Origin of the sequence: Tenacibaculum finnmarkense genomovar ulcerans, assembly GCF_900239495.1 — a bacterium.
GTDB classification, from domain to species: Bacteria; Bacteroidota; Bacteroidia; order Flavobacteriales; family Flavobacteriaceae; genus Polaribacter; species Polaribacter ulcerans.
Window position 1 is genome coordinate 150412 of the sequence record NZ_OENE01000025.1, and the last position, 14522, is coordinate 164933.

A 14522-nucleotide genomic window follows, 5' to 3' on the forward strand; every position below is an offset into this window, starting at 1 on the left:
TTTCATGGAAAAAGACAGTATTTCAAAACCAGAATTTTTATTCGGCAAACTAAATTATAGCATTATGTTAATCGGTTTAGCAGTTATTTCACTAGGCTTTATTTTAATGTCAGGTGGCGGAAGCGATGACCCAACTGTATTTAACGAAGAAATTTATAGCTGGCGCAGAATTCGATTAGCACCAACCCTTGTTATTATCGGTTTTGCTATTGAAATTTACGCTATTTTAGCCAACCCAAAAAAATAAGCATGAATTTATTAGAAGCTATTATCCTTGGTATTATTCAAGGGCTTACCGAATTTTTACCCGTATCGTCAAGCGGACATTTAGAATTGGCAAAAGCTATTTTAGGCGATACTTCGGTACCTGAAGAAAGTTTAACGTTTACCGTTGTTTTACATTTTGCAACCGCATTAAGTACCTTGGTGATATTCAGAAAAGAAGTTGCCGAAATTTTCAGCGGATTGTTCCAATTTAAATGGAACGACCCAATGAAATTTTCAGTAAAAATTATAATTTCGATGCTCCCAGCGGTAATTATTGGCTTGGCATTTGAAAAACAATTAGAAGCTTTTTTCGGTGGAAAAATATTATTAGTAGGAATAATGTTATTAGTTACCGCCGTATTATTATTATTTGCTGATAAAGCTAAAAACACCAATAAAGAGGTTTCTTTTAAAAATGCTTTAATTATTGGAATTTCGCAAGCAATTGCTATGTTACCAGGAATTTCTCGTTCAGGAGCTACTATTTCAACGTCGGTTTTATTAGGAATTGACCGTAGTAAAGCCGCTCGATTTTCATTTTTAATGGTAGTTCCTCTTATATTTGGAAAAATAGCTAAAGATTTTTTAGGTGGAGATATTAATTTTCAATCTTCGGAAATTATACCGATATCAGCAGGTTTTATAGCGGCTTTCCTTTCAGGATTAGTTGCCTGTAATTGGATGATTGCTTTAGTTAAAAAGAGTAAATTATCTTATTTTTCAATTTACTGTGCTGTTGTAGGATTCATCGCTATCGGATATTCTTTATTCTTTTAATTCAAGTTATTTTTAAATCATTTCAAGTTATTTTCAAGTATGAAAACAGTAGAAGATTATCAAAACGGACAAGTTTTATTAATTGATAAACCCCTAGAATGGACGTCTTTTCAGGTGGTAAATAAATTGCGTTGGCACATAAAACAACGCTTTAACATCAAAAAAATAAAAGTTGGGCATGCCGGAACTTTAGATCCGTTGGCAACAGGTTTATTAATACTTTGTACAGGTAAAAAAACCAAAATTATTGACCAATATCAAGCGCAAATAAAAGAATATACCGGTACAATTACTTTAGGGGGAACAACGCCTAGTTATGACTTAGAAACCCAAATAAATGAAACCTTTTCTACGGATCATATTACTGAAGAATTGATTCACGAAACCACCAAGCAATTTACGGGCGTAATTCAGCAGAAACCACCTATTTTTTCGGCGATAAAAAAAGAAGGTGTTCGTTTATATGAACTTGCTAGGAAAGGAGAAACTACCGAAATAAAAACAAGAGAAATTACCATTCCTGTTTTTGAAATCACCAAAATTGACGGTAATAATCTTGATTTTAGAGTTGTTTGTAGCAAAGGAACCTACATTCGTTCGTTAGCTTTTGACTTTGGAGCTGCTTTAAAATCAGGTGCTCATTTATCAAAATTAAGAAGAACCAAAATTGGAGATTTTCATGTAGATAATGCCGTAAGTATTGATGAATTTATAAAATCATTAGAAAAAAATTTAGAAGTGGAATAGTTTTTGTTACATAGCGTTAATTATTTTTTTTAACGCTATGAAAAAAACACTACTACTACTTGCCTTTATTCTTACAATAAACACCTCTTTAAAAGCACAAGAAAAGCATGCTTTTTTTACAGGCTCCTTAAATTTCACCTTTGCACTTAACGAAAATTACGTGTTATTTGAACCTGATGATAATGAGAATATGTTGAAATTTTCCGCTATTTTTATACGCACTGGTTTTGGCTATCAATTTAATAACCGTTGGGCAGGTATTGTTAATTTAGGGTATGATCATCATCCTAAGTTTGGTTTAAACGCAGTACCAATGTATGGAACTTTGCGATATAACATTGCAAATGATGATGATGATAGTTTTTTTACACAAGCTAGTTTTGGTAAAATGTGGCGACCCTCAAAAAAGTTTGAAAACGGCAATTATTACGCCCTTGGTTTAGGTATGCAAATTAGCAATTCAAGCAGATGGCTTACTGTTTTACATTTAGATTTTCATCGAAAAAAAATAGCAAACTTTAAAAATGGAAACCTAGACAGTGTTTCTTTAGGACTTGGTTTTACTTTTCTTTAAAAAGCGACTGTACCAGCTTTCAGAAATTGGCACTTCCCAGTAATTTTCTAACTCTTGTTTTGTTTCAATTAAGTTATCAAAAACAATTGTTTTTTCGGTTACTGCTTTGTTTTTAATCAAGCCCTTAAAGTCTTTCAACTCTTTATACTGCGTGTATTCCCCTTGTTTAAAACACACATTCATTCTATCTAATAATTCGACCTCATATTGTGCCTGTAGCTGTAAAATAAAACCAACTTGTGCATCAATATCGGCATTTAACAACTCAGCATCTTCTGTAGCTGAAAAAATAATAAAACGATTGTATCGTACCTCAAAGGATGCTTTAAAATTTTCATCGTCTAACTTCCACCCTTCAACAAATGTTTTTAATTGCTCGTTTAATCCGTCAATTTCCTTTGGATAAAACTTTCTGTTACATGGATAAATCCAAACCTTTGCTTCTTCTGATAATGTATTAAAATCTACTAACATAATTGTTCTTAATCTGAATGGCAAAGATAGAGAAAATAGCACGAAAGTATAAAGCAAAAAAAAACGTTTCGATATATCGAAACGTTTTTAATATTTTAAGTAAACTTTAAATTCTTATAAAGAAGCTACGTGTTTAGCTAATTTTGATTTTAAGTTTGCTGCTTTATTCTTGTGAATAATGTTGTTCTTTGCTAATTTATCTAACATAGATACAACAGTAGAAAACATTGCAGTTGCTTCTGCTTTATCTTCAGATGCCTTTAATCTTCTAACAGCATTACGTGTTGTTTTATGCTGATACTTGTTTCTTAAACGCTTAGCGTCATTACTTCTGATTCTTTTTATTGCTGACTTGTGATTTGCCATTATGCTAAAATTCTTAAAGGTTTATAAAAAACTTTGTAGTCCGTACGGGAATCGAACCCGTGTTACATGGATGAAAACCATGCGTCCTAACCCCTAGACGAACGGACCAAAACAATCTTTCTGATTGCGAGTGCAAATATAAAGTATTATTTTACATTTACGGTAATTTTATTATTAATTTTTTGTTTTATTAAAATTACTAATCTTTATAAAACGTCAATTAAATTGTAGTCCGTACGGGAATCGAACCCGTGTTACATGGATGAAAACCATGCGTCCTAACCCCTAGACGAACGGACCGTGACAAACAATTTATCTGATTGCGGGTGCAAATATACAACTGTTTTTCAATCCTGCAAAACTTTTTGTCATTTTTATTTAAAAAAATTACGCGAATTATTTCAAATACTATCAAAAAATACACTTAAAAGACTAACAAACAAGTAAATATACATATTTTAAAATTAAATAAAAAAATGAATTATTTTTTATCAATTTCAATACATAAAGTACTTTTAGCTCTTTTACCCTAACATTGCTCCTACTCCGAGTATTAAAAACACTAATAAATTTCTGATTAAATTGACTGTTTTTATAAATTTATATTGACTTAACATTGATGAAAGCTTGTTTAAATTTCATTTTTTAAAAAATATCACAGAAAAATAAGGAGTCGCATCCTGATTTGCCATAGTTCTCCTGTTAATGCGATGCTGAAATAAATTCAGCATGACGAGAATTTAGTCTTTATTTAATTTTTAAACAAGTTATAAAGGTTCAGGTTCTATTCTTTTTGTACAATTTTTAAAAACAAGCACAAATGCCTAGCCCCGATTGAAGCAATTGTTTGAGCTCTTTTTTATTTTTCTTTTCGAAAAAATAAAAAAAGCGAGTGCGCAAAGCGGGAAATTGCTTCAAAAAAAAATCCTACCGAAGCAGGATTTTTAAATAATAAGTGTTTTTATATTAATATGCCTTAGCGAAAAGCACTTTTTTAGTAGATGGATTTCCTGTAAAAATACAAGTTCCTGCCTCTTCTTTGGCATCGTTAGGAATACACCTAATAGTTGCTTTGGTAAGGTCTTTAATTTTTTCTTCAGTTTCTTCGGTTCCGTCCCAGTGCGCTAAAACAAAGCCTCCCTTGTTTTCAATAACGTCTTTAAACTCATCAAAAGTGGTTACTTCGGTCGTATTGTTTGCTCTGAAATTCAACGCTCTTTGATATAAGTTGTCTTGAATTTCTTCTAATAAATTAGCGATAAAATCAACAACACCATCAATAGCAACGGTTTGTTTATCAAAAGTATCACGACGAGCCACCTCAACGGTTCCGTTTTGTAAATCACGATTTCCCATGGCTACTCGCACAGGAACTCCTTTTAATTCGTATTCGGCAAATTTTGCACCTGGTCGGTAGGTGTCTCTGGTATCAAACTTTACTGAAACGCCTTTTTTACGTAATTCTTTTACAATTACATTTACTTTTTCAGAAATTGCTTCTAATTGGTCGTCTCCTTTATATATAGGAACGATTACCACTTGGATAGGCGCTAATTTTGGAGGTAAAACTAAACCTGCATCATCGGAATGTGTCATAATTAATCCACCGATTAAACGGGTTGAAACTCCCCAAGAAGTTGCCCAAACGTATTCTTTCTTTCCTTCTTTTGATGTATATTTTACATCAAATGCTTTGGCAAAATTCTGCCCTAAAAAGTGAGATGTTCCCGCTTGTAAGGCTTTACCGTCTTGCATTAATGCTTCAATGGTTAAGGTGTCTTCGGCTCCTGCAAAACGTTCGCTTGCTGATTTTGCTCCTTTTATTACAGGCATCGCCATAAAATCTTGCGCAAAGGTTGCATATACTTCTTGCATTTGTTTTGCTTCAGCTACTGCTTCGGTTTTTGTGGCGTGTGCGGTGTGCCCTTCTTGCCATAAAAATTCGGCGGTACGCAAAAATAAACGAGTACGCATTTCCCAACGCATTACATTTGCCCATTGGTTTATTAATAATGGTAAGTCACGGTATGACTGAATCCATCCTTTATAGGTGTTCCAAATAATTGCTTCGGATGTTGGGCGAATTACTAATTCTTCTTCTAATTTTGCATTCGGATCTACTCTTAATTTCCCTTTGTTCTCTGGGTCGTTTTCTAAACGATAATGTGTTACAACGGCACATTCTTTCGCAAATCCTTCGGCATTTTTCTCTTCTGCTTCAAATAAACTTTTGGGTACAAGTAATGGGAAATAAGCATTTTCATGCCCTGTTTCTTTAAACATTCTATTTAATTCTGCTTGCATGTTTTCCCAAATAGCAAATCCGTAGGGTTTTATAACCATACATCCTCTAACGGCTGAGTTTTCAGCTAAATCAGCTTTTACCACTAATTCGTTATACCATTTCGAATAATCTTCGTCTCTTTTTGTTAAATGTTTGCTCATAATCAAAAGTTTGGCATAAATATTGTTATATTTTATGCGTAAATTGTCTATGCAAAACTACATTAAAAAGGCTACTTGCCCAACAAAGAAATCGTATTTTGTACCCCAGTTTCCCAATTAGTTTTTATAACCTTAAATTTTAAGCCATGAAGTTCCAATATAGCCACACCAAGCTTGCTTTTTACCTACTTTTATTATTGATGTCAGCTACAATTGTTTCATGCGGAACAATGCAAACCGTTGCCAATAATGATGATGGTATTTATGCCGATGACAAACCTATTCAAAAGCCACAACGTACTATTATTGTTGCGAAAACTAAAGAATATAAGGCTCCCAAAGAAAACTATTTCACCAAGGAAGTGGAGCGTTTAGGGGTTTTAAATGACACCGATATTTTTACTGATATTGAGCAATATGCCTCTGAAGAAGCACCTTTTAATGCTGATCAGGATATTAGAAATGATGATACTCAAAATAACTATACAAGTAATGAACCTTGGGGGTACAACAAAAATAATAATACCGATGTTGTAATTCATGTAAATACAGCACCTCAATGGGGCTACTATAATAATTGGGATGGTTATTATGGTTATAATAACAGACCTTGGTGGCGTTCAAGGTATTATGCCTACGGAAATTCTTATAATTACGGGTTTTATAACCGTGGTTATTACGGAATGAATTATTATAATAACCCTTATAATAGTTATTACAACAACCCTTATTATTACCCATACTACAGACGCAACTCTTACAGTAACTATAACCGTTATTACAGCCGTCACAACGGTTCGAACCCTTATAGAAGTTACAGAGCAGCATCAAAATATAGAAGAATTGCAACTACTTCAAGAAGAAATACAAAAAGCTATAGAAGAAATACAAATGCTAGTAGAAACAATCGTTCATACAGAAATATAAGAAGTTCTAAAAACACTAGAAATACTACGAATACAAGAAACACCCGAAATACTAGAAATACACGAACAACTCGTGGTAATTCTACTAGAAAATACACACCTTCTAGAAATGCCAATAAAATAAACCGCAATACAAGAAGTACTCGAACAACTAAAAACTCTCGCAGCAATTCAACGTATTCAAGAAGAAACAGTAATAGCAACACTAAAAGTTATAACAGACCAACAACATCAAGAAACTCTCGTAGTAATTCAACGTATTCAAGAAGTAGTAATAACAATACTAATAGGTCGTCTAATAGCAGAAGATCAACTAATAACAGGCGCTAATTGAAGTAACTTTCTAGGTAGGTTTTTAAACTAATTAACAAAAAATGAAACGAATTTTAACTTTTGCGATACTTATCGCTAGTACATATACTGGTTTTTCACAATCATTAAATTACAATGAATTAGGAACTTTGTTTTCAGGAGATGATACCAACGGAACGGCTCGTTTTGAAGCAATGAGTGGCGCTTTTGGTGCGTTAGGTGGCGATGTTTCTGCCATAGGAATTAACCCTGCAGGTGCTGTTGTTAGCCGAAAAAGTGTTGTATCGGCAACGTTAAGTAATCGAAATACCACCTACTCTTCTATGTATTATGGCAATAAAGCCAATACTGAAAACACCGAATTTAACCTGAGTCAAGCTGGCGCAATTTTAGCTTTTGATAGCGCTTATAATTCTAATTGGAATCGGTTTGCGCTAAGTGTTAATTATCGAATAAAAAAAGATTTTAACAGTACCTATAATGCACAAGGAAATAGTGGCGATGCGTATTTTACAGAGCATCTTACCGATCCTTCCATCATTTTTGACTATCCGCAGGAACAGTTTATTGAAAACGAAACTACTGGAAAAAGTAGCGTTTACAGCTTCGGATTTTCTGCTGTTCATTTGAATAAATTATCCGTTGGAGCTACCTTAAATTTCCATAAAATTAATTTTACCCAACTTATTAAAATCAATGAGTTTAATAACGATACCCACGGAAACACCTTAGATGCGTTTAATGTTCAAGATAGTTCTTTTGATTCGAATGGGTTTTCCTTAAATCTTGGGTTTATTTATAAGTTTAATCAAAATTTACGTTTAGGATTGGCTTTTGAAACACCTACTTGGTATCATGAAGTTTATGAAAACAGTAATTTAGTACCTTACGATGAAGATGATTTTGTGTATCAAAATTACAAAGGATATTTTGATTTAACAACACCAAATATTAATAATGGAGAGCGTTTAGAAAGCGATAATCCTTTTCAAGAAAATGTTTACCGCTTTAAAACTCCTAGCAGAATTACCGCTAGTGGTGCGTACGTTTTTGGTAAAAAAGGATTAATTAGTATTGATTATACCTATAAAAATTACAAAAACATCAAACTTAGTGATGGTAATTTTTCTGTAGAAAATGCCAACTTCACCAATAATTATCGAAATACACATGCTTTAAATATTGGTACAGAATGGCGTTTTGACAACATAAGTGTTCGTGGTGGTTATCGTTATGAAAAAAATCCAAACCTTATTTTAGGTGGTAATACAAATAAAGATAATTTAAGCGGTTTTTCAACAGGTTTAGGCTATAATTTTGGAAACACAAAAATAGATTTAGCGTATTCTAAACAGCAAATAAAGCAATTTTACACCATCTATAACACTGGCGATTTAACTACAGATAACAAAACTTCTAAAATTTCGGCAACGCTAACCTTTAATTTATAAAGATAGTCGTAACAACTTATATTCAAATCCTGCTTTTGCAGGGTTTTTTATATACATATATCTCAGTTTTTTACCGTAATTTTGCACTTCATTTTACAACTTATGAGCACGATAAAAATAAGCATACAAGAAACAAATAACGAAACTATTTTAAAATTTACAAGTAGTACAATTTTAGTAAACGGTGGTAGTTATGAGTTTAATAATATAGACGAAGCTAAAAACTCTCCTTTAGCACAACAACTTTTTTACCTTCCTTTTGTAAAGAAGATTTTAATTACCGCAAATTTCATCGCAGTTCAGCGTTATGACATTGTGCAGTGGGAAGACGTAGAAGAAGAATTACGTGAACAAATTGAAAACTATTTAAAAGAGGGTAATAAATTAGTAGAAGAAGTAAGTACTAAAAAAGATGCTGTTGAAGTATATGCTGAAGTTACTCCGAATCCTTCGGTTATGAAATTCGGATCTAACAAAGCACTTACTCAAACAGATGTTGAATTTAAAAACATTGAAGAAGCTAGTAAATCATCGCCTTTAGCGCAAGAATTATTTGGTTTTTCGTTTGTAAAAGAAATTTTTATTTCTGAAAATTACGTGTCTATTACAAAATATGACATGATTGAATGGAATGAAGTACATCAAGAAATTCGCTCTTTTATTAGAACTTATATTCAAGAAGGAAAAACAATTATTAAAGAACTTCCAAAGCAACAAACCAAAGAAAATGTTGAAATTCCGAAGGAAGATTTAACAGCTACCGAAGCTGAAATTGTTGCTATTTTAGATGAATACATTAAACCAGCCGTAGCTTCTGATGGTGGAAATATCGCCTTTCAATCGTACAATAAAGACACTAAAATAGTTAGTGTAATATTACAGGGTGCTTGTAGCGGTTGCCCTTCATCAACGGTAACTTTAAAAAACGGTATTGAAACCATGCTTAAAGATATGTTGCCTAATAAAATTAATCAAGTAGTTGCTATTAACGGATAATTTATAAAAAAGATGTCTAAAACAATCAAACCATACAAAGATTCTGACTTAGGAAAAAAAGAACAAGTAGCCAAAATGTTTGACAATATTTCTGAAGATTACGACGGCTTAAACCGTGTTATCTCTTTAGGAATTGATGTTAGCTGGCGAAAAAAAGTAGTAAAATTAGTCGGTGAAAATAATCCGAAACAAATTTTAGATATCGCTACTGGTACTGGTGATTTAGCCTTAATGATGGCGGGTTTAAACCCTGATAGAATTGTAGGTTTAGATATTTCTGCGGGAATGTTAGCCGTTGGTAAACAAAAAATTGCCAAAGCTAACTTAACCGATAAAATAGAAATGATTGTTGGCGATAGTGAAAAAATGCCTTTTGATAATGATACTTTTGATGCAATAACGGTTTCTTTTGGAGTTCGAAATTTTGAACATCTAGACAAAGGATTAACTGAAATACGCCGTGTTTTAAAAACTGGCGGAAAATTAGTTATCTTAGAAACTTCAAATCCTACTAAGTTTCCGTTTAAACAAGGGTATCAGTTTCATACCAATGTTTTACTACCTATTATTGGTAAACTATTTTCAAAAGATAAAGTAGCGTACTCTTATTTATCAGAAAGCGCAAATTCTTTTCCTTTTGGTGAAGCTTTTAACAATATTTTACAGAAAAACGGGTTTAACAATGTAAATAATGTACCTGTAACTTTTGGAGTTGCATCAATTTACACCGCTTTTAAATAATATGTTAAAAAAAATTTTACTTTTCGCATTTTTCGGATTTTTTACCCTTTGCCTTCAAGCGCAACGTGAAAAAATATTAAATCTTCCTAGTTTTGATGAACATATTTTTCATTATGGTTTTTACTTAGGGCTAAACAATAACGGCTATAAAGTAAGTTACAAGCCTAGTGCTTTTAACAATGCTGAAGTTGAGGTATCAAGTTCGCTAGGGTTTAACGTTGGTTTAATTGCTGATTTAAAATTACATAATAATTTAAACTTACGATTTGAACCAGGGTTAATGTCAAACACAAAGACCTTGTTTTTTAAGCACATTCCTGGAACAGAAAATGTACATACCAGAGAAGTTAGCGCTACCTATTTACACTTGTCTTTACTACTAAAAATGAGTACTAATAGGCTTAATAATATACGCCCTTATGTACTAGGAGGAATATCATATGATTATAATTTTTCTAGTAATGAAAAAAATGGTGATGACAATGCTGTTGGTGAGTTCAGAACCACCACAAGTAATGTACTGTACGAAATAGGTATTGGTATTGACCTCTATTTAAGTTACTTTAAATTATCACCTTCTATTAGAGGTGTTTTCGCTATTAATAACGAACTCATACCTGATAACAATTCACCTAGTCAATGGACAGACCCCCTTGATTACCTAGGTACACGAGGTGTATTTTTACACCTATCGTTTGAATAATTAAAAAGCCACTGTTCATAAAACAGTGGCTTTTTTATAAAGATAGAAGTCCCCCGAAATCTACCCTACACTTATAAGACACTTATTTATCTTATAAGTCACATATAATAACAAAAAAAATGACCATCTTATCGATGGTCATTATGATAAAGAACAATAAATGTCTTTATCTATAAGATAGAAGTCCCCCGAAATCTATCATTTATTTTCTTTTAATAAGTCAGAAAGCAAATATAAAACAAAAAGTTATAAACTACTCATTTTCAACAACTATTTTACTATCTACCACTTCTTTAATTGGAAAAACCACGTTCCCTTGAGTTGTTGTAACAGTTAAACAAATATTATCAATTGCGGTTACAACACCTTTAACATCGCCAATAGTTACTTTTTTTCCAATACCCACATTTTTCCTAGAATAATAGCCATAAAGCAATCGAACTACAACTTCTTTAGCCCCTAAACCAAAGGCTAAAGTAAATGCTAAAAGAACAGAACCGATTAAAAGTGTTAAATTACTTTTTATTACTGAGGTGTCAACCCCTGCCTGATCTAATGCTGTTATCGATAAAAAAACTACGATTAAATAAAAAGCAATGTTTCCAACCAAATTACCTCCAGAAATTTCTAAAGATTTAAACATGGTTTGGGTTGCTTTTTTAACAACAGTTCCTAAATAAACACCCGCTACAAAAATTCCGAGTGCTGTTAATAATTTAGGTAAATAAGCAAAAAAACTTTTGATACCTTCTGATACAGATTCAAGCCCAAAAATAGTTGAACCTGCCATAACAAATGTTAGTATTAAAAACCATTTTAACACAGTAAGTATTACAGTGGTTAATACAATATTGATGGTTGAATTACCAAAAATTTCTGTTTTACTTAGTTTTTTAGACCATTCATCAATTTTTGTTTTAGACAATCCTTTTCTTACAATATACAGGAAAACTTTAATAATTAACCAAGCTAAAATTACAAAGCCAATAAACCCAAGTACAGTTGGTAACGAATCAATAATATTTTTAAAAACATCTTTAAAAGGTTCTAAAATATCAATATTTAATACATTCATGATGCTGTTATTATTTAATTTTATTCTTAGTGTTATTTATTAATTTTTCGGTTCTTTTTTAGACACACCACCCCCTAATAAATCAGCAATTGTACTTGGGTATTTTACCACAAATAAATCGGCTATATCTATAGACAGCTTTATCATTGCCACATCTTTAAGTACTTTGCTTTTAAGTACCTCAGGCAATTCTTCGTTATGTAATATTTTCTTAAATGGATTTTCCATAATTATCACAGTGTGTTATATACTCTTATAACTTTTTCTTTGGCTCTTTTTAAACGCATTTTTACAGCACTATCACCCAAACTCAATGCCTCTGAAATTTCTTTAATGCTCATATCATCTTGATATTTCATTAATAAAATCATTTTTTCAGGAGCAGGTATCATTTCAAGTACTTTTGCTAGTTTATCAGCCTTTAGTTCAAATAATTCAGCATCGTCAATTTCATCTTCATTACTATCTTCCTTTATTTGATCAGTAACAACGGTAACTTTTTCTTTTTTCTTCTCTTTATTTCTTTGCACATAGTTTACACAGAAATTATAAGTAAAAGAATACAGCCAAGTAGAAAATTTTGACCTTCCTTTAAAAGTTCTTAATTTTACAAACAAACGAATAAATACATCATGTGTTAAATCTTGTGCTTCTTCTTTATTTTTAGAAAAACCATAACATTTATTATACACCACACCCGCATAACGGTCATATAAAACAGCGAATAAATGACTATCATTTTTTTCTACTATTTTACTAACCAGCTCTTCATCGCTTAGTTTTGTAATATCAATACTTTTCAACAGCTAAGTTTAGTTATTAATGTATAGTTCGACTTACAATTAGTAAGACACTTTTATTTTAAAAGGTCACTTTCATTCTTTTATCAAAGAGCTAATTTAATAATTCTTTAAATGATATTGGCTTTTAAATAACAAAAAATATCGATTAATTTTAACGCTATAAGAACAGACGCTAATCAGCATAAAAAGATAGTATTAAAACAAACAATTACAGGTCTTTATAAATTTCTGAAATTTTATCTTTAGCACGTTTTAAACGCATTTTCACAGCACTATTTCCTATATTTAATGTATTTGATATTTCTTTAATACTCATATCATCTTGATATTTCATTAGCAAAATCATCTTTTCAGAAGCCGCAATCATACGAAATGCTTTTGCCAATCGAATTGATTTTAACTCTAAAAATAAAGCACCTTCTTTTTCATCTTTAATATTTTGGTCTTTAATTTCATCTGTTAAAACAGTAATTTTTTCATTCTTTTTATAGTTATTTCGCTGTACATAATTTACACAAAAATTATATGTAAAAGAATACAACCACACCGAAAATTTAGATGTTCCTTTAAATGTTTTTAATTTAATAAATAATCTGATAAAAACATCGTGCATTAAATCTTCCGCTTCCTGTTTATTTTTAGAAAACCCATAACATTTATAAAAAATCATTCTTGAAAATCGATTGTATAATACACCGAATAAAGCCGTATTATTAGTACGAACAATTTGGTAAACTAACTCTTCATCTGTAATTTTTGTAGCTATTGCGTTCATAATGACTGTATTTATACTGTAAATTAAAGAAATAATCCTCTTTTAAATTTTTAGACAAGACAAAACAACCTTTTATGTAGATGAAAGGTAGCAAACTATCTTTTAAAAAAAATAATTACTTTTTTGTAACATTATCAGGGCATCCTACGTATAATATAGTGTAGAGCGATTGATGAATCAATAATACCCCTTAAATTAGATGAGACAACTTAAAATTACCAAACAGGTTACCAATAGAGAAACTGCTTCCTTAGATAAATATTTACAAGAAATAGGAAAAGTAGATTTAATTACTGCTGATGAAGAAGTAGAATTAGCACAAAGAATTAAAGCTGGTGACCAAAGAGCCTTAGAAAAATTAACTAAAGCAAACTTACGTTTCGTTGTTTCTGTAGCAAAACAATACCAAAACCAAGGATTAACTTTACCCGATTTAATTAACGAAGGTAATTTAGGATTAATTAAAGCGGCAAAACGTTTTGATGAAACTCGTGGTTTTAAATTTATTTCATACGCTGTATGGTGGATTCGTCAATCAATATTACAAGCATTAGCAGAACAATCTCGTATTGTACGTTTACCGTTAAATAAAATTGGTTCTATCAATAAAATTAACAAAATGTACGCCTTTTTAGAGCAAGAAAACGAAAGACCTCCAAGTCCTGAAGAAATTGCCAAAAAGTTAGACATGACCGTGAATGACGTAAAAGAATCAATGAAAAATTCTGGTCGTCACGTATCAATGGATGCTCCTTTAATTGAGGGTGAAGATTCTAATTTATACGATGTATTAAATTCAGGTGAATCACCAAATCCTGACAGAACTTTATTACACGAATCGTTACGTATTGAAATTAACCGTGCTTTAGAAACCTTAACTCCTCGTGAGGCTGATGTTGTAAAATTATACTTCGGATTAGGAGAACACCAACCAATGACTCTTGAAGAAATTGGAGAAACTTTCGATTTAACTCGTGAGCGTGTTCGTCAGATTAAAGAAAAAGCAATCCGCAGATTAAAACACACTTCTCGTAGTAAAATTTTAATGACTTACTTAGGATAACAATCTCAGTTTTTTTAGATAAAATAC

The 14522-nt window shown here is 31.6% G+C and carries 17 protein-coding genes and 2 tRNA genes; 10 read left to right on the plus strand and 9 right to left on the minus strand.

All coding sequences use genetic code 11. From position 1 onward, the window contains the following. The first annotated feature begins 4 nt into the window (after positions 1 to 4). The 4 genes from DPIF8902391_RS08800 to DPIF8902391_RS08815 are packed head-to-tail and all read left to right on the plus strand — an operon-like array spanning position 5 to position 2365. Positions 5 to 247: a DUF3098 domain-containing protein gene (locus DPIF8902391_RS08800; RefSeq protein ID WP_058884209.1), complete on the plus strand. Its 243-nt coding sequence runs from the start codon at positions 5 to 7 to the stop codon at positions 245 to 247. A 2-nt stretch (positions 248 to 249) separates the two neighbouring features. Further along, positions 250 to 1044, plus strand: coding sequence for an undecaprenyl-diphosphate phosphatase (locus DPIF8902391_RS08805; protein ID WP_172505591.1), 795 nt, complete (start codon positions 250 to 252; stop codon positions 1042 to 1044). 39 nt (positions 1045 to 1083) lie between these two features. Beyond that, on the plus strand, positions 1084 to 1791 hold the full coding sequence (truB, locus tag DPIF8902391_RS08810) for a tRNA pseudouridine(55) synthase TruB (protein ID WP_101915386.1): 708 nt from the start codon (positions 1084 to 1086) through the stop codon (positions 1789 to 1791). A 37-nt stretch (positions 1792 to 1828) separates the two neighbouring features. Continuing rightward, positions 1829 to 2365 carry a hypothetical protein gene (locus tag DPIF8902391_RS08815; protein WP_172505592.1) on the plus strand — a complete coding sequence of 179 codons (537 nt, stop codon included), beginning with the start codon at positions 1829 to 1831 and terminating at the stop codon, positions 2363 to 2365. Here the strand turns inward: DPIF8902391_RS08815 and DPIF8902391_RS08820 are convergent. The 5 genes from DPIF8902391_RS08820 to proS form a co-directional block, all read right to left on the minus strand. Further along, the gene (locus DPIF8902391_RS08820) at positions 2339 to 2839 is read right to left on the minus strand and encodes a hypothetical protein (protein ID WP_058884205.1); all 501 of its coding nucleotides are present in this window, start codon (positions 2837 to 2839) and stop codon (positions 2339 to 2341) included. The genes DPIF8902391_RS08815 and DPIF8902391_RS08820 overlap by 27 nt on opposite strands. Before the next feature lie 114 nt (positions 2840 to 2953). Beyond that, on the minus strand, positions 2954 to 3205 hold the full coding sequence (gene rpsT, locus DPIF8902391_RS08825) for a 30S ribosomal protein S20 (protein WP_058884204.1): 252 nt from the start codon (positions 3203 to 3205) through the stop codon (positions 2954 to 2956). A gap of 36 nt (positions 3206 to 3241) precedes the next feature. After that, positions 3242 to 3313 (minus strand) — tRNA-Glu (locus tag DPIF8902391_RS08830). Positions 3314 to 3433: 120 nt separating this feature from the next. Next, positions 3434 to 3505, minus strand: a tRNA-Glu gene (locus tag DPIF8902391_RS08835). A 666-nt stretch (positions 3506 to 4171) separates the two neighbouring features. Further along, on the minus strand, positions 4172 to 5650 hold the full coding sequence (gene proS / locus DPIF8902391_RS08840; RefSeq protein ID WP_058884203.1) for a proline--tRNA ligase: 1479 nt from the start codon (positions 5648 to 5650) through the stop codon (positions 4172 to 4174). A 146-nt stretch (positions 5651 to 5796) separates the two neighbouring features. Here proS and DPIF8902391_RS08845 point away from each other — a divergent pair, with 146 nt between their 5' ends. From DPIF8902391_RS08845 to porT, 5 genes are all read left to right on the plus strand, one after another. After that, positions 5797 to 6906, plus strand: a complete 1110-nt coding sequence (locus tag DPIF8902391_RS08845; protein WP_172505593.1) for a hypothetical protein — start codon at positions 5797 to 5799, stop codon at positions 6904 to 6906. A gap of 44 nt (positions 6907 to 6950) precedes the next feature. Further along, entirely contained in the window at positions 6951 to 8339 is a 1389-nt protein-coding gene (locus tag DPIF8902391_RS08850; protein WP_172505594.1) for an OmpP1/FadL family transporter, read from the plus strand. 102 nt (positions 8340 to 8441) lie between these two features. After that, positions 8442 to 9335, plus strand: coding sequence for a NifU family protein (locus DPIF8902391_RS08855; protein WP_058884200.1), 894 nt, complete (start codon positions 8442 to 8444; stop codon positions 9333 to 9335). A gap of 12 nt (positions 9336 to 9347) precedes the next feature. Beyond that, entirely contained in the window at positions 9348 to 10076 is a 729-nt protein-coding gene (ubiE, locus tag DPIF8902391_RS08860) for a bifunctional demethylmenaquinone methyltransferase/2-methoxy-6-polyprenyl-1,4-benzoquinol methylase UbiE (protein ID WP_058884199.1), read from the plus strand. 1 nt (position 10077) lies between these two features. Then, positions 10078 to 10779 carry a type IX secretion/gliding motility protein PorT/SprT gene (gene porT / locus DPIF8902391_RS08865; protein ID WP_172505595.1) on the plus strand — a complete coding sequence of 234 codons (702 nt, stop codon included), beginning with the start codon at positions 10078 to 10080 and terminating at the stop codon, positions 10777 to 10779. Between the two features lie 253 nt (positions 10780 to 11032). Here porT and DPIF8902391_RS08870 read toward each other — a convergent pair whose 3' ends face one another. From DPIF8902391_RS08870 to DPIF8902391_RS08885, 4 genes are all read right to left on the minus strand, one after another. Further along, on the minus strand, positions 11033 to 11854 hold the full coding sequence (locus DPIF8902391_RS08870) for a mechanosensitive ion channel family protein (protein WP_058884197.1): 822 nt from the start codon (positions 11852 to 11854) through the stop codon (positions 11033 to 11035). Positions 11855 to 11893: 39 nt separating this feature from the next. Then, positions 11894 to 12082: a hypothetical protein gene (locus DPIF8902391_RS08875; protein WP_058884196.1), complete on the minus strand. Its 189-nt coding sequence runs from the start codon at positions 12080 to 12082 to the stop codon at positions 11894 to 11896. Positions 12083 to 12087: 5 nt separating this feature from the next. Then, positions 12088 to 12657: an RNA polymerase sigma factor gene (locus DPIF8902391_RS08880; RefSeq protein ID WP_101914570.1), complete on the minus strand. Its 570-nt coding sequence runs from the start codon at positions 12655 to 12657 to the stop codon at positions 12088 to 12090. Between the two features lie 208 nt (positions 12658 to 12865). Beyond that, positions 12866 to 13432: an RNA polymerase sigma factor gene (locus DPIF8902391_RS08885; protein WP_058884194.1), complete on the minus strand. Its 567-nt coding sequence runs from the start codon at positions 13430 to 13432 to the stop codon at positions 12866 to 12868. Positions 13433 to 13631: 199 nt separating this feature from the next. On the opposite strand from DPIF8902391_RS08885, the gene DPIF8902391_RS08890 reads away from it, so the two are divergent. Beyond that, positions 13632 to 14495: a sigma-70 family RNA polymerase sigma factor gene (locus DPIF8902391_RS08890; protein ID WP_058884193.1), complete on the plus strand. Its 864-nt coding sequence runs from the start codon at positions 13632 to 13634 to the stop codon at positions 14493 to 14495. Positions 14496 to 14522 lie beyond the last annotated feature (27 nt).